Source organism: Flavobacterium sp. MR2016-29 (assembly GCF_015350695.1).
In the GTDB taxonomy this organism is placed as follows: domain Bacteria; phylum Bacteroidota; class Bacteroidia; order Flavobacteriales; family Flavobacteriaceae; genus Flavobacterium.
On sequence record NZ_JADKPU010000004.1, the window covers coordinates 35,907 to 51,266 of the forward strand.

General features: G+C 32.1%; 14 protein-coding genes. 6 read left to right on the top strand and 8 right to left on the bottom strand.

Going from position 1 to position 15,360, the window contains the following annotated elements:
• Positions 1-39: 39 nt before the first annotated feature.
• Entirely contained in the window at positions 40-2,451 is a 2,412-nt protein-coding gene (locus tag IR010_RS10915) for a thiamine pyrophosphate-dependent enzyme (RefSeq protein ID WP_194603765.1), read from the top strand.
• 203 nt (positions 2,452-2,654) lie between these two features.
• Here IR010_RS10915 and kdsB read toward each other — a convergent pair whose 3' ends face one another.
• The 3 genes from kdsB to IR010_RS10930 all read right to left on the bottom strand — a co-directional run bounded on the left by kdsB (position 2,655) and on the right by IR010_RS10930 (position 5,852).
• Positions 2,655-3,389: a 3-deoxy-manno-octulosonate cytidylyltransferase gene (gene kdsB, locus IR010_RS10920; protein ID WP_194603768.1), complete on the bottom strand. Its 735-nt coding sequence runs from the start codon at positions 3,387-3,389 to the stop codon at positions 2,655-2,657.
• Between the two features lie 118 nt (positions 3,390-3,507).
• Positions 3,508-4,338, bottom strand: coding sequence for a 4,5-DOPA dioxygenase extradiol (gene ygiD / locus IR010_RS10925; protein WP_194603771.1), 831 nt, complete (start codon positions 4,336-4,338; stop codon positions 3,508-3,510).
• A gap of 89 nt (positions 4,339-4,427) precedes the next feature.
• Positions 4,428-5,852: an ATP-dependent RecD-like DNA helicase gene (locus tag IR010_RS10930; RefSeq protein ID WP_029273625.1), complete on the bottom strand. Its 1,425-nt coding sequence runs from the start codon at positions 5,850-5,852 to the stop codon at positions 4,428-4,430.
• Positions 5,853-6,135: 283 nt separating this feature from the next.
• On the opposite strand from IR010_RS10930, the gene IR010_RS10935 reads away from it, so the two are divergent.
• Both IR010_RS10935 and IR010_RS10940 read left to right on the top strand, forming a co-directional pair.
• Positions 6,136-6,957: a DUF3822 family protein gene (locus IR010_RS10935; RefSeq protein WP_029273626.1), complete on the top strand. Its 822-nt coding sequence runs from the start codon at positions 6,136-6,138 to the stop codon at positions 6,955-6,957.
• A complete protein-coding gene (locus tag IR010_RS10940; RefSeq protein WP_029273627.1) occupies positions 6,954-7,556 on the top strand; it encodes an RsmD family RNA methyltransferase in 603 nt (200 codons plus the stop codon). The genes IR010_RS10935 and IR010_RS10940 overlap by 4 nt, the downstream gene beginning before the upstream one ends.
• Before the next feature lie 53 nt (positions 7,557-7,609).
• Here the strand turns inward: IR010_RS10940 and IR010_RS10945 are convergent, their stop codons facing one another.
• Complete coding sequence (locus IR010_RS10945) at positions 7,610-9,727, bottom strand: outer membrane beta-barrel family protein (RefSeq protein ID WP_194603774.1); 2,118 nt, start codon at positions 9,725-9,727, stop codon at positions 7,610-7,612.
• 294 nt (positions 9,728-10,021) lie between these two features.
• Between IR010_RS10945 and IR010_RS10950 the strand changes: the two genes are divergently transcribed.
• Together IR010_RS10950 and IR010_RS10955 are read left to right on the top strand one after the other, a co-directional pair.
• Positions 10,022-11,380 (top strand): sensor histidine kinase, encoded by a 1,359-nt coding sequence (locus IR010_RS10950; RefSeq protein ID WP_194603777.1) that lies wholly within the window; start codon positions 10,022-10,024, stop codon positions 11,378-11,380.
• Positions 11,381-11,390: 10 nt separating this feature from the next.
• Positions 11,391-12,080, top strand: coding sequence for a response regulator transcription factor (locus IR010_RS10955; protein WP_194568954.1), 690 nt, complete (start codon positions 11,391-11,393; stop codon positions 12,078-12,080).
• Positions 12,081-12,111: 31 nt separating this feature from the next.
• On the opposite strand, the gene IR010_RS20120 is transcribed toward IR010_RS10955, so the two are convergent.
• Positions 12,112-12,273: a hypothetical protein gene (locus IR010_RS20120; RefSeq protein ID WP_228515143.1), complete on the bottom strand. Its 162-nt coding sequence runs from the start codon at positions 12,271-12,273 to the stop codon at positions 12,112-12,114.
• Positions 12,274-12,525: 252 nt separating this feature from the next.
• Complete coding sequence (locus IR010_RS20225) at positions 12,526-12,660, bottom strand: hypothetical protein (protein ID WP_255526340.1); 135 nt, start codon at positions 12,658-12,660, stop codon at positions 12,526-12,528.
• A gap of 222 nt (positions 12,661-12,882) precedes the next feature.
• On the opposite strand from IR010_RS20225, the gene IR010_RS10965 reads away from it, so the two are divergent.
• Positions 12,883-13,077, top strand: a complete 195-nt coding sequence (locus IR010_RS10965; RefSeq protein WP_029273632.1) for a hypothetical protein — start codon at positions 12,883-12,885, stop codon at positions 13,075-13,077.
• Between the two features lie 4 nt (positions 13,078-13,081).
• On the opposite strand, the gene IR010_RS10970 is transcribed toward IR010_RS10965, so the two are convergent.
• Both IR010_RS10970 and IR010_RS10975 read right to left on the bottom strand, forming a co-directional pair.
• Positions 13,082-13,996 carry a ketopantoate reductase family protein gene (locus IR010_RS10970; protein WP_194603780.1) on the bottom strand — a complete coding sequence of 305 codons (915 nt, stop codon included), beginning with the start codon at positions 13,994-13,996 and terminating at the stop codon, positions 13,082-13,084.
• 88 nt (positions 13,997-14,084) lie between these two features.
• The gene (locus IR010_RS10975) at positions 14,085-15,335 is read right to left on the bottom strand and encodes a cation:dicarboxylate symporter family transporter (RefSeq protein ID WP_194603783.1); all 1,251 of its coding nucleotides are present in this window, start codon (positions 15,333-15,335) and stop codon (positions 14,085-14,087) included.
• Positions 15,336-15,360 lie beyond the last annotated feature (25 nt).

Sequence of the window (15,360 nt, forward strand, 5' to 3'; positions counted from 1 at the left end):
TTAAGTAATTTCGCATTCTAAACATGACCCTACAAGATTATGATAACAGAAAAAAGCAATACTACATTAACATTTGAAGATTTCAAAATTGAGGTATTGAACGACTACAAAATTGCAGTAACTAGCCGTGAATGTAGTCTTTTAGGTCGTAAAGAAGTGTTAACGGGAAAAGCTAAATTTGGAATATTTGGTGACGGAAAAGAAGTGCCGCAGCTTGCAATGGCAAAAGCCTTTAAAAATGGAGATTTTCGTTCTGGATATTATCGCGATCAAACTTTTATGATGGCGATTGGAGAATTAACACCAAAACAATTTTTCGCAGGTTTATACGGTCATACCGATTTAGAATTTGATCCAATGTCAGCAGGAAGACAAATGGGCGGACACTTTGTAACGCACAGTCTAAACGAAGACGGATCTTGGAAAGACTTAACAAAACAAAAAAATTCAAGTTCAGATATATCTCCTACAGCAGGACAAATGCCAAGATTATTGGGATTAGCGCAGGCTTCTAAAATTTATAGAAATGTTGACGGTATTACTACGAAAGACAAATTTTCTGTAAATGGAAATGAAGTAGCCTGGGGAACAATTGGAAATGCAAGTACTTCTGAAGGTTTGTTTTTTGAAACCATAAATGCTGCCGGAGTTTTACAAGTTCCGATGGTTATGAGTGTTTGGGATGACGAATACGGAATTTCTGTTCACGCAAAACATCAGACTACAAAAGAAAACATCTCTGAAATTCTAAAAGGCTATCAACGTGATGAAGATTCAAAAGGTTATGATATTTTTAGAGTTAAAGGCTGGGATTATGCTGAGCTGGTTTCAACTTACGAAAGAGCCGGCGCTATTGCCCGCGAGGAACATATTCCGGTTTTAATACACGTAAACGAATTAACACAGCCACAAGGACACTCCACTTCAGGTTCTCACGAACGTTATAAAAACGCAGAAAGATTAGCTTGGGAAAGAGATTTTGACTGTATCCGCCAAATGCGTTTATGGATGATTGCTATTAATATTGCATCGCCAGAAGAATTATCAGAAATTGATTTTGAAATAAAAAAAGAAGTTCTTGAAGCTAAAAAAGAAGCTTGGAATTCTTTCATCAATCCGATAATTGAAGATCAAAAAAACCTTTTGTCGTTATTGGAACAGATTGCTGAAGCAAGCATCAATCACAAAGAAAAAATCAGAACTTATATAAAAGAATTAAGCGCTATAAAATCGCCTTTAAAAAAGGAAATGCTTGCGATAGCAAGAAAGATATTGCGTTTTATTGAAGTTCCAAACAGTAAAGTAATTCTATCAAAATGGATTACAGATTATATTGGAGTTACACAGCCAAGATTTAGCAGTAATTTACATTCTGAGTCTGATAAAAATGTGTTTTCTGTGCAAAAAGTACTTCCGGAATATGCCGAAAATGCCAAAGCAGATATCGATGGAAGAATGCTTTTACGCGATAATTTTGACGCTATTTTCACAAAATATCCAGAAACTTTAATTTTTGGTGAAGATGTTGGAAATATTGGAGATGTAAACCAAGGTCTAGAAGGCATGCAGGAAAAATACGGAGAACTTCGTGTTGCCGATGTCGGAATTCGTGAAGCTACCATTATTGGTCAGGGGATCGGAATGGCTTTGAGAGGTTTGCGCCCAATTGCTGAAATTCAGTATTTAGATTATTTATTATATGCGATTCAAATCATGAGTGATGATTTGGCTACATTGCAGTATAGAACTGTTGGCAAACAAAAAGCACCCTTAATTATCAGAACTCGTGGGCACCGTTTAGAAGGTATCTGGCATTCTGGTTCTCCGATGGGAATGATTATAAATGCTATTAGAGGTATTCATGTTTTGGTACCGAGAAATATGACTCAGGCGGCAGGATTTTACAATTCGCTTTTAGAATGTGACGAACCAGCTTTAGTTATCGAATGTTTGAATGGATATCGTTTAAAAGAAAAAACGCCTTTAAATTTTGGTGAGTTTAAAACGCCAATTGGTGTTGTAGAAACATTAAGAGAAGGATCAGATATTACTTTGGTTTCGTACGGATCAACTTTAAGATTAGTTGAACAAGCTGCAGCCGAATTATTAGATTTAGGAATAGACTGCGAAATTATAGACGTTCAATCTCTGCTTCCGTTTGATGTTAATAAAGACATTGTAAAAAGTATTGCCAAAACAAATCGTCTTTTAGTCATCGACGAAGATGTTCCTGGAGGTGCATCAGCCTATATTTTACAGCAAATTTTAGAAGAACAAGATGCTTATAATTATCTAGACAGCAAACCGCAGACTTTAGCAGCAAAAGCTCACAGACCAGCATACGGAACTGATGGTGACTATTTCTCTAAACCTTCTGCTGAAGATATTTTTGAGAAAGTTTACAGCATGATGAACGAAGTTAATCCTTCTAAATTCCCTGATTTATACTAAGATTTAGAATGTTTTAGATATAAAAAAGCTCCAAAATATTTGGAGCTTTTTGTTTTTAAATACACAATGTTAGAGTCATTGTGAGGAACGAAGCAACCTCACTATAATTTGAACTTAGCAAACGAGATTGCTTCGTTCCTCGCAATGACATAAAATCCGTTTAAATCAGCGTCTTCGCGAAAGCGAATCCGTTTTATCCATGTCTAAATATCACGTAACATTGCTCTTGCTCTTTCTAAATCCTCTGCAGTATCAATCCCAATTCCTACATGAGTTGTTTCGACCATTTTAATTCGTTTTCCGAATTCTAAATAACGTAACTGCTCTAACTTCTCAGAAGCTTCTAAAGATTTCATTGGAAGGCTGTAAAAGTCTAATAGAGCTTGTTTTCTAAAAGCATAAATTCCGATGTGCTGAAAATAACGAACTCCAACATTTTTATCTCTTGGATATGGAATTACAGAACGTGAAAAATACAAGGCAAACTGCGATTGATCTACCACAACTTTTACATTATTTGGATTATTGATTTCGTCTTCATCTTTGATTTCTCGCATTAATGAGGCCAGATCAATCTTCTTATCTCCATCGTTTCTAAAAACAGATAAAACCTGCTCTAATGGTCCAGATTCTGTAAAAGGTTCATCGCCTTGAACATTCACTACAATATCAACATCAAGACTCATTACCGCTTCTGCAATTCGGTCGCTTCCAGATTCGTGTTCTTTGATGCTCATAATCGCTTTTCCGCCATTCGAAACAATTTCATTAAAGATTAAATCTGAATCCGTTACAACAAAAACATCATCAAATAAATTTGTAGCAACTGAGGCTTCATAAGTTCTTAGAATTACAGTTTTACCTCCCAAATCCTGCATTAATTTGGCAGGAAAACGTGTTGATGCATATCGCGCCGGAATTACCGCTATTATTTTCATTCTACTATTTTTAAATTTATTTTTCTCTGCGAATCTTTGTGAAAGACTTTGTGTCACTTTGCGTTATAACTTTACCACAGAGATGCACAGAGTTTTGACAGAAATTCTCAAAGTTTTTTTACATCAATTTAACTGAAGTCATACTTAATGAACCTGCCAGTAATTTATCATTAAACAGACTTAAATCATCAGCTTTATCTTTTAATCCTAACGTATACAATAACGGAAGATAATGTTCAGGTGTTGGAACTGCTAATTGAATGGCTTTATTCAATTTTTCAAAATCAATTAAAGGTTGGAAATTTCCATCAAGCAAATAATTATTCACAGTTTCACGAGCTTCAATTGCCCAATCGTAACCGTAATTGTCTTTATCAAAATTTCTGAAATCGACCATTCTAAGATTATGCACAATATTGCCGCTTCCAATAATTAAAACGCCCTTATAACGTAATGCTTGCAGTTTCTGTGCCAATTCAAAATGATACTGACCCGATTTGGTATAATCGATACTTAATTGAATTACAGGAACATCTGCATTCGGATACAAATGCTTAATGACGCTCCAAGCGCCGTGATCTAAACCCCAATGTTCATCTAATTCGACCATTACAGGATCTAGGATTTTCTGTGTTTCAACCGCTAATTCTGGACTCCCTTTTGCTGGATATTGAACATCAAAAAGGGCCTGCGGAAAACCTCCAAAATCATGAATTGTTCTTGGCATTTCCATTGCAGTAACTTTTGTTCCGTTTGTAAACCAGTGCGCCGAAATACACAAAATCGCATTTGGCTGTGGCAATGTTTTAGCCAAATTGCGAAAACCAGCTACAAACTGATTTTCTTCAATTGCATTCATCGGACTGCCGTGTCCTAAAAACAAAACCGGCATTTTATCAGTATTCGAAAACATTGATGAAATCGAATGTAGGTCGTTTAGTGTTGTCATTGTTATACTATTTAAAACACGAATTTTACAGATTTACACAAATCTTGAACTTAAATAATTCGTGCTAATTAGTGGACTTAGTAGTGTTTTTACTCCTCAAAACTTTCGTCTTTAAATCCTATCAAATATAATTTATTTTTGGCACGAGTCATAGCTGTGTATAACCATCTGATGTAATCGCGATCGATTCCGTTTGGCAAATAAGGCTGTTCTACAAAAACGGTATTCCATTGTCCACCTTGCGATTTATGACATGTAATGGCGTAGGAGAATTTCACCTGCAATCCGTTAAAATATTCGTTTTCTTTTACTTTTTGAAACTTCTTATATTTTGTTGTTTCGTCTTCATAATCTTTCATCACTTCTTCATACAAACGATTTGATTCTTCGTAAGTTAAAGACGGAGATTCGCTTTTAATGGTGTCTAATAGTAAAACCGTCTCAAAAGGTTTCTGATCGGGATAATCGACCATTCTAATTTTTACTTTTGCGAAATTAAATCCATATAATTCCTTAATTCCAAAGAGTTCTAAAACTTCTATAATATCTCCATTGGCAATAAAACCGGCGACGTCAGTTTCTTTTAGCCAGAAATAATTATTTTTCACTACCATCAAAAAATCGCCAACAGAAAGTTCGCTTTCTTTAAACAAAATCCTTGTTCTGATTTGTTCATTATACTGATTTGCACGTTTGTTCGAACGCACAATAAAAGCCGTATCTTCAATACTATAATTACTGTAAGCTGTATTTATCGCATCCTGAATATCGTAACCGTCTGTCAGGCGAACAATATCTTTAAACTTTTTCACATTGAATTTAAACTCTGTAATAAAGCTTTCTTTCAATAATTCACGAAGTTCTGTTGCGTTGAATAAAATTCCAGAATTTTCTTCCTGGCGCATTACTTCATCTAATTCTATATGTTCAATTTCTTTATTGTAATGAATACCTAATGTTTGAACATCTAAAGCCGGGCTAATATCTAAATTAACAGGAGGCAACTGTGCTGTATCTCCCAAAAGAATCATTTTGCAATTGGTTCCAGAATAAACATACTGAATCAAATCATCTAAAAGCGATCCGTTATCGTACAATTTAGAATCTGAATTGCTATCTGAAATCATCGAGGCTTCATCGACGATAAAAATGGTGTTTTTATGTTTGTTTAATTGCTTTGTAAAAGCCACGCCTCCACCAGCTGATTTTTTAGGGAAGTATATTTTTTTATGAATCGTAAATGCGGGCGTATTCGAGTAATTTGCAATTACTTTTGCCGCTCGTCCGGTTGGTGCCAGCAAAACAAACTTTTTATTAATATCTCCCAGATTATTTACAATAGTCGAAATCACAGTAGTTTTTCCTGTTCCTGCATATCCTTTCAGTACAAAAATGGTATCGTTATGCGTATCGGTAAGGAAAATAGCTATTTTTTGAAAAAAAATATCCTGTTTGTATGTTGGTGCAAAGGGAAATCTTTTTTGTAAAACGCCGTAAAACAGTGATGAATTCATAGGGTTAAATTGAAATACAAAGTACGGTTTTTTAAACGGCATTGTCAACGTCAATTTAATTTAAACCATATAAGAAATACAAGTTAATTTAAGTTCAAATCGAATCAACCGGAATTTAATATGAACTTATATTGCTCATATAGTAAAGAAAACTTAACCCTATTTTAAAATGCAATTGAAATTGTTTTTTGAAATTGCAATTGTAATAGTTCCTTTTTAATTTGTAAGTTTGTAATCGCCTTAAATTCTTTCTTGTAAAACAGGTAACGAATTGTAAATCAATATGTCATTGCAAAATACTAACATCACTTCAAAAAATTACAAAAAACTTTCTATTCAGGTTTCTTTGACCGGATTGTCGTTTTGTTGTTTTGATACTTTAAATAATACGATTACTACTTTAAAAGAAATTAATTTCGATACTTTTCATAAAGCAACTAAAATTGAAGAATTGTTTGGAGATGCTTTCAACAATCATCCTGAATTAAAAGATACTTACGACGAAATTTTAGTTATCCACAATAACAATCTTTCGACTTTTGTACCAACGGCCTTGTTTGATGAAAATTATCTGGGAAGCTATCTACAATACAATACAAAGGTTTTTGAAACTGATTTTTTTGCTTACGACCAAGTTTCTAATTATCAAATGAATGCGGTTTACATTCCGTATGTCAATATCAATAATTTTTTTATTGATCAGTTTGGTGCTTTCGATTACAAACATGCCAACAGTATTTTAGTAGAGAAAATTTTAGATGCTTCTCGTAATAATGACGAAAAGAAAATGGTTGTCAATTTCAATAATGTACATTTTGAAATTATAGTAGTACAAAATCAAAAACTGCTGTTATTCAATTCTTTTGAGTATCAGACTCCAGAAGATTTTATTTATTACCTGCTTTTTACTGCCGAACAATTAAATTTAAATCCAGAGATTTTTCAACTTGAATTATTAGGCATTATTGACAAAAACGATCCTTTTTATGCTATTGCATACAAATACATTCGTAATATATCCTTCTTGGATGTAAGCACTTTACAGCAAAAAAACAGCTTTTCAACTGCAGAAAATCAGAAACATTATATTTTATTTCAATCATGAGAATCATATCAGGAAAATACAAAGGACGTCGCATTTTTCCACCAAAAAACCTTCCTGTAAGACCAACTACTGACATGAGTAAAGAAGCATTATTTAATGTTTTGAACAATCATTTTAGTTTTGACAGCTTAAAGGTTTTGGATTTATTTTCGGGAACCGGCAATATCAGTTTTGAGTTCGCTTCACGAGGAAGCGCTCCAATCACATCTGTAGATGGCGATTTTGGATGCGTGAAATTTATCAAGCAAGTTTCATCAGAATACGATTTTGATATCGCTGCAACAAAAAGCGATGTTTTTAAATTTTTAGAAAACTGCAAAACTTCTTATGATATTATTTTTGCTGATCCTCCTTACGGATTAGATCAGGCAACTTTTGAAAAAATCGTTTTAACAGTTTTCGAAAGAGATTTGCTTCATGAAGACGGCATGATGGTTATCGAACATTCAAAATATACCAAAATGGAACATTTAAGTAATTTTTCTTTTCAGAAAAGTTACGGAGGTTCTTTTTTCAGTTTCTTCGAATTGAACTCAACTGATGACGATGAAGAACTTCCTGGTTCTTCAATAAAAGTTACTGAAGAAGACGAAGGATAATAGCTGCTTTCAATTATAAAAAAATCCCTGAAATTTAAGGGATTTTTTTTATTTTATCTAATTCTGTTTTGATTTTCATCAATACTTTTTTCTATAAATTTTGTTTCTTTTATTTTTCCAAAAGAATATTTTATTGCCAGAGAAATTTCCTGATTATCTACAACATACCTTGCTTTAGAATTAATTCCATTTATTGTAAATTGTTCTGTTTGAATATTATTTTTAAAAATATTATTGAAGCTTAAAGTACAATTCCAGTTCTTGAAAAAGGTTTTTGAAACCGCCATATCTACTACAAATCTTGGCGCTGTTTCAAAAACACCTGTATATTGTTTTGTTAATCCCCAAAAATTTAAAACCAGAGCATATTCTTTTGGAAGTTTAAATTCATTGGTTGAACTATAATACGAATAAGGTTTAGAAGCAAGAAATACTGCCGAATCATCTTCAACCTTTTCTAAAATAAAAAGCAATGAATTCGTTGTTGTCCAGAGTTTATAGGAAAATGGCAATGTAAAATCTACAGTAAATCCAGAACTTTTATCAAAATTTATATCCTTAAAAGTCATAATATTATTTTGATCATCAAAAGTAAAACTACTGTAAACAGGATCTTTAGCTTTTGTAAAACTAAATTTAACCGATTTATCATGGTACTGAAAAGTAGTCGAAATTTCATTTATAATTGTGGGACCCAAATTGATATTTCTTGCATACAAAAAATAGGGATTAATGTAAGTTGAACCCTGACTTAAAGAGGAATAATTAGGCCGTGAAATACTTCTGGCATAGTTTACAGAAATACTTTTAATGCTATTATCTATTGGAAAACTAAATTGTGCCTTCGGGAAAAAATTGGTGTAATTTTTATCTAATAAAGGCAATGCATCTGTTCTAAATTTTCCAATTACCTTTGAGTTTTCAATTCTGAAACCAAGAGAAAAATCGGCTTTTTTAATTTTTCCAGACAATTGCGTATATCCAGATAGATTTTCCTCTTTAAAATCATAATAACTTAATTCATTTTGATTCGTTTCATTATAAAAAATCGAAATATCAGACTTAGAATCTGCTGCTGAATACAATCCGCCAGCTTCTAATTTCATTTCGTTTTTGAATTTTTTCTCTGCATCAATTCTTCCTGAAAAATAATTAATCTGAAATTTTTGATCTCTGATTTGTGACAATTCAAATTGAGTTTCATTATAATTGTTATTGACTTCAGTAAACAATCCCTGATCAAAATTAGAATACTGAAAACCAGTAAAAACTTGTGCATCGATAGATTTTATTTTCTTCTGATAATTTAAAAATGTATTTACAAAATTCTTTTTGCTGTCATTGTCAGTGTAAGTCACAACGTTATCTTCTTCATTTTTATTCTTATTATCCGTTATTGTATTGATTGGAAAAGTATCCGTTTGCAACTTGCTATTTACGCTAAACGAAAAATAATCATCTTCATTTATTTTGTAAAACAAACCTGCACCAAAAACATATTGTTTTCTTTTTGTATTAGCAGTTACATCGTATTTAGAAGCAATATCAACTGTTGGAATTTGATAATCAATGCTATGACTTTCCCACGGATTCAGACGATTGTAGTTGAAATTAGCTTTTAGCTCTAATTTGTTCTTTTTAAAACTAAAATTAAATCCGAGATAATTATTGTAGTTTTTCTTGAAAGATGCCACTTCAGAAATCTCTGTTTTAAAACTATCTTTTTTACTAAATTTTCTTGTAATTAAAATCACAACGCGACCTTCTGCTTCATATTTTGATGATGGATTCTGAATAATTTCTATTGTTTTTATATCGGTGACAGACAAAGCATTCAAGTCATTTATGCCAGCTTTTTGATTGTCAATATAAATCAACGGATTTCCTTTACCAACAACTGAAATACTTTCTCTGTCAGCGCTAATTTGAACTGTAGGTAATTTTGCTAATAAATCGACTGTATTTGGAATGGAATTGTAGATAGAATTAGATACATCAACTTTAATATTTCCGTTGTTATTCTTAAATGTTTTTTTGTTTTGAGAAATTACAACTTCATTTAACTGGTTTGAAATACTGTCTTTTTGAGTTTCTGCCTGTGCATTTGCAAATAGAGAAAACAGAAAAAGCCAAAGTAGCAGGAAAAGTTTAAAAGGCAAATAAATGTTCATTTTATGAGTAGATTTTTTGATTTAGTCAATGCAAAAATGCTTCTAAAAAAGAGTTGCGAAAGTTAATTGAAGGTTAATGCGGCGTTAACGCGCCAATTGTATTACAAAAGCATTATTTTTGAATCGAGAAATGGCACGTAGATTTTATAGATCGCTATGCATAAGTTTCTCACAGATTTTGCAGATACAGGAGATTTAATGATACTTGGAGATAACTTTATCTGCAAAAATCTGTTTAATCTGGGAGAAAAAATAAAATAATTAAGTATAAATCAATTTGATCAGCGTGGTGTAATGAAGCAAAGAATCAATTTATTAATCGCATTTTCTGTCCTTGCATTAATTGTTTTAATGACGGTACAATGCTATTTGGTAAAAACCGCTTACGAATATAAAGTGGCGCAGTTTCATACGCAGATTAAAAATGAAATTGCACAAATAAGTAATAATTACAGCGATATTGATTCGGCATTGGTTGCTAGAAAAGAAGCGCTTTACAAGAGTCTGTCTGAGAATTATCTTAAAGGAAAAAATTCAAAACTGGCTATTAAAAATGGCATTCTAGAAAATGAATTCCGAGATGCTCTAACTCAAAAAATCCAACGAAAATTCGAAAGAGATTTGCCTAATTTCAAAATAGATTTTGCTATTGTTCTCAATAAATTTATTCTGTACAAAAACGCAAGAAAAGTTGATACTATTTTCTCTGAAAAGCCTTTTATTCAAAACAAATTATACGGTAATCTGACTTCTTTAAACAATGCCTTTTTGGTGAGAAGTTATGTTGGAACGACAAACAGAAACTTTGATAATCAAGAATATAAATTACTGACAGAAGATTCGATGTACATCTCGGTTATCGATTGGGAAATGATTATTTTAAGAAGAATGGCATTTATTTTAGTGCTGTCTTTATTATCGATTCTCACACTAATTACACTTTTTGTAATTGCACTAAAAGCATTAATTAAACAAAAAAAAGTGAGCGATGTAAAAACAGATTTTATTAATAATATTACGCACGAGCTCAAAACGCCTTTGGCAACTTTAGGGATTTCGACAAAAATTCTAGAACAGAAAAACATCCGTGAAAACGATGAAAATTTTAATGCAATTGTTAATACAATTTCACGCCAGAACAACCGTCTTCAAAGTTTGATTGATCAGGTTATGGCGAATTCTCTAGCCGAAAATGAACTTGAGTTACAGAAAGAAAAAATCGAAACCGAAGATTTTCTGCTTTCGATTGTCAATGATTTTAAGATTACGTTTCCAAAAATCAATCTTAAAACCGATTTCCATACACAGAAAACGATTTTAGTTTTAGATAAATTCCACTTGACAACTGCTTTTTTGAATGTTCTGGAAAATGCTGTAAAATATGGTTCCAGTACGATCACTATAAGAACAAGAATAGTCGAAAATCAATTTTCTATCAGCATTGAAGATGACGGAATTGGAATTGCTAAAAACAAACAATCACTTCTTTTTGACAAATTCTATCGTGTAGAACAAGGAAATCTTCATAATACAAAAGGCTTAGGATTAGGTTTGTACTATGTTTCTCAAATTATAAAAGCACATCAGGGCTCTGTTAATGTTGTGAGTGAGTTAGGAAAAGGAACTCAGTTTATTATTTTATTAAAAGTTTAATTACCTTATTTTGAAAAAATTACTTTTAGCTGAAGATGATTTTGATTTTGCAGCAATTTTAAAACAATATTTAGAACTGCATCAATTTGAAGTAATCTGGGCAGAAAATGGCGAAATAGCTTTAGATTATTTTAAAAACCAGACTTTTGATATTTGTGTTTTTGATGTCATGATGCCCAAATTGGACGGATTTTCATTGGCTGAAAAAATAATTACCATCAATCCTGAAATTCCATTTATTTTCCTGACGGCAAGAAAGTTAAAAGAAGACAAAATCATTGGTTTAAAATTAGGCGCAGACGATTATATCGTAAAACCTTTTGAAGTTGATGAACTCGTTCTCCGCTTGCAAAATATTTTAAAAAGAATCGAACAAAAAAAAAGTCTTGAAGGAAATAATATAATTGAAATTGGTTCTTATATTTTTGACAATGAAAGATTAACGCTGAACAATAAAGATCACGTTCAGCAACTTACAGAGAAAGAAGCTTCTCTTATTGAGTATTTATATCTGAATCACAATCAGTTATTAAAGAGAGATCAAATTTTAATGTCTGTTTGGAAAAAAGATGATTATTTTTCAGGCCGAAGCATGGATGTTTTTATCAGCAGGCTTCGAAAATATTTTAATTCAGATCCAAAAATCAAAATCGAAAGCGTTCGTAATATTGGCTTAGAATTTAAAATAGAAAAACCTTGACGAATCAAGGTTTTCTATGTTTATTTGAGAATTATTTTCCAATAACCCAGCCTAAACTAAAGTTAGCAATAGGGGTGAATTCAGTTTCAAACTGATCAATAATTACTCCGGCTCCAAGATGTAGATCTATATTTAATTTTCGTTTATATGTACGCTGGATTCCCCAAACTGGGCCTATAGTAAAAGAAGACACATGTTCATTAAACCATTCGTTTGTTGATATAGATTCAAAATCGTAATTGGCATGTAAAGCAACAAAATTTCCTGAGTTAAATGCTGTCTTTTTTCCTTTTTGAGCTCTTTTTTCTAAGTTGTAATAATGGCGAAATTGTTCTGTAATTCTTGGAGTAAAGTACCATGTAGATTCACCATAAAAATCGTTTTGACGATAACCAATTATAAAACTTGCCTCTGAATAAAGAGTGTTTTTTGCTGAAAACCCGTGCTAGTAAACAAATCCAGGTAACAATAAAGCATTTATTTTAAACTGATTTTTTTCTACACTTGGCGCTTCTTCTTGTGCTTGAACAGTATTCATTAAAAAAACGGAAAGAATTAATAACAAGTAATCTTTTTTCATTTTTGGTTTTTAAATTGGTTTGGGCAAAAATAGTATTTAAACTAAGCAATCAAATTAAAATCATAATATTTTCTTACACATTAAAGACAAAATTCGTAATAAAATTTTACTCCATTTTCCAAAATTATCTTACTGCAAATCATATAAGTTTCCTAAGCAATTGTATAACAACCAAAAAGAATTTATCAGATACATTTGTTATGAACCTTAAAACATAATATCATGAATCTTAAAAGATTATTTGGAGGAATACTTACCGTTCTGGGAATTGTAGGTCTTATTTATACAGCAGTAATATTTGCTGGCACTTCAGGAGAAACAAGAGATGTTAAATCTCTTATCATTTACGGTATTCTTGGAATCGTATTTTTTACATCTGGAATTAGCTTAGTTCGTACTACAAAAGACGAATCTTAGAATTTTATAGTAAGGCAGCTGCAATTTTTTGGTAAAGCGGAATTTGCACACCATATTTTAAGCCTTCGTTGACTACAAATTGTGTCAGCGAAGTCGCTTCTATTTTTCTTCCAGCCAACAAATCTCTATGCATTGATGAAGTTGCATCTTTTGGCGACTTTTTGAGTTTTGCAATAGTTTGTACCACAATATCTTCTGGCAATTTCAATCCTTTTGCTTTGGCAACAGCTTCAATTTCATTTAGTAATTCTTTATATAAAGCTTTAGATTTTTTATTCTCTAAGATCTGGCCGATATTTTCATTCAAGTAAGACGTTGCAGAAGCTAAAGCCGAAATAAAAATGAATTTTTCCCAAACCGTTTCTTCAATGTTTTCAGCTATATAACTTTCGATTTTAGCTTTTATTAAGATATTTTGCAATTCTTCTAATTTAGAATCAGGTGCTGTGTTTGATCCAAAAAACAATTTTTCATAAAAACCAATTTTTCGAATAGTTCCCGGCGATAAAATCATCGAAACAATATATACGCAACCTTGCAAAACTTCATTCTCAGGGAATATTTTTTTGATACGTTCTGGCGCATCAACGCCATTATACAAAGGCAAAATTACCGTTTTAGAAACAATACATTTTTTTAGGGAAAGCAAACTTTCCTCAATATCATACGTTTTTGTAGCACAGATCAAATAATCTAATTCTCCAATTTCATCTGGATTATTCGAGACTAATTTTGGATAAACGATTAACTCAGATTCATCAGTAACTATTTTCAATCCGTCTTCTGTAATAATTTTTTGCGTTTCACCACGAGCAATAAAGATAATTTCAATATCGTCTGATTTGTAATATGCTTTCGCTAAAAGTCCGCCAAAATATCCTCCTACTCCGCCGATTCCTAAAATTCCAATTCTTCTCATAACTTTCAAATTTAAAATTTTAAATTCTAATAAAAATCTGTATCAATCAGTTTAATACGTGTAATCTGCGTCCAATTACGCGAAGCAATTATTCTTCTAAAATAGGCTCTAAATTAAGCTCTGTAAAATCGCGTTCACTTTTCGAAATTATAATGGTTGCAACCGTATTTCCAATCAAATTTGTAATTGCTCGTGCTTCGCTCATAAATTTATCAACTCCTAATAAAAAAGCCAAACCTTCTACTGGAATTTTATGCAAAGCTGTCAAAGTCGAAGCTAAAACAATAAATCCGCTTCCGGTAACTCCCGCTGCACCTTTTGAAGTAACCATCAGAATTCCGATTACACTTAAAATTTCGAAAAAACTCAAATGCACATCATACAATTGAGCGAGGAAAATAACTGACATTGACAAGTAAATCGAAGTTCCGTCGAGATTAAAAGAATAACCCGTTGGAATCACTAAACCTACAACCGATTTACTACAACCCATTTGCTCTAATTTAACCATGATACTTGGTAAAGCAGCTTCAGAAGATGAAGTTCCCAAAACCAATAAAAGCTCTTCTTTGATGTATTTTAAAATCGATAAAATACTGATTTTATAATATCTCAAAATACTTCCTAAAATCAAAAATACAAACAATGCCATAGTGAGATAAACACAAAGCATCAGTTTTCCCAGCGGAATTAAAGTTTCTAATCCAAATTTTCCAATGGTGTATGCCATTCCTCCAAAAGCTCCTAATGGCGCTAGATACATTACATATTTCAATCCAGTAAAAACCACTTTCGAAAAACGTTCTAAAACTAGAATGGTCTGCTCTCTCTTTTTATAAAAATTTAAGGCAATTCCGCAAACAATTGCCGCTAATAAAACCTGCAAAGTAAAATTAGAAAAGAAAAACTGCAGCCATGAAAAATTCTCTGCAGCAGTATTTGTATATTTACTTGGATCCTGAAGTGTTAATCCAGTTCTGTCTATTTTTCCAGGCTGAAAAAAATACGCAACTCCTACTCCAATTCCCAAAGCTATTGTAGAAACAACTTCAAAATAAGCTAAAGCTTTTACACCAATGCGTCCCACTTTTTTAAGGTTTCCCATTCCAGATATTCCCAGAACGATTGTCAGGAAAATAATCGGGCCGATAAAAAGTTTGATAATATCAACGAAAGTCTTTCCGATGATTTCCATCTTTACACCGTTCTCTGGTGAGAAATGTCCGAGCAGAACTCCAGCAATAATGGCTATTAAAACCCAAAAAGTAAGATTGGTTATTACTGCGCGAAAAGTACTTTTTTTAAATTTTTCACCAGCGGTTGGAGTAGTTATATTCATGAAGATAGATTAGAGACTTCACAAA

Excerpts from the sequence above, each read along its gene's own strand:
- IR010_RS10945 (WP_194603774.1), bottom strand. The coding sequence starts at position 9,727 with ATGAACATTTATTTGCCTTTTAAACTTTTCCTGCTACTTTGGCTTTTT.
- IR010_RS10965 (WP_029273632.1), top strand. The coding sequence starts at position 12,883 with ATGAATCTTAAAAGATTATTTGGAGGAATACTTACCGTTCTGGGAATT.
- IR010_RS20225 (WP_255526340.1), bottom strand. The coding sequence starts at position 12,660 with ATGAAAAAAGATTACTTGTTATTAATTCTTTCCGTTTTTTTAATGAAT.
- kdsB (WP_194603768.1), bottom strand. The coding sequence starts at position 3,389 with ATGAAAATAATAGCGGTAATTCCGGCGCGATATGCATCAACACGTTTT.
- IR010_RS10940 (WP_029273627.1), top strand. The coding sequence starts at position 6,954 with ATGAGAATCATATCAGGAAAATACAAAGGACGTCGCATTTTTCCACCA.
- IR010_RS10930 (WP_029273625.1), bottom strand. The coding sequence starts at position 5,852 with ATGAATTCATCACTGTTTTACGGCGTTTTACAAAAAAGATTTCCCTTT.
- IR010_RS10975 (WP_194603783.1), bottom strand. The coding sequence starts at position 15,335 with ATGAATATAACTACTCCAACCGCTGGTGAAAAATTTAAAAAAAGTACT.
- ygiD (WP_194603771.1), bottom strand. The coding sequence starts at position 4,338 with ATGACAACACTAAACGACCTACATTCGATTTCATCAATGTTTTCGAAT.
- IR010_RS10950 (WP_194603777.1), top strand. The coding sequence starts at position 10,022 with ATGAAGCAAAGAATCAATTTATTAATCGCATTTTCTGTCCTTGCATTA.
- IR010_RS10935 (WP_029273626.1), top strand. The coding sequence starts at position 6,136 with ATGTCATTGCAAAATACTAACATCACTTCAAAAAATTACAAAAAACTT.
- IR010_RS10915 (WP_194603765.1), top strand. The coding sequence starts at position 40 with ATGATAACAGAAAAAAGCAATACTACATTAACATTTGAAGATTTCAAA.
- IR010_RS10970 (WP_194603780.1), bottom strand. The coding sequence starts at position 13,996 with ATGAGAAGAATTGGAATTTTAGGAATCGGCGGAGTAGGAGGATATTTT.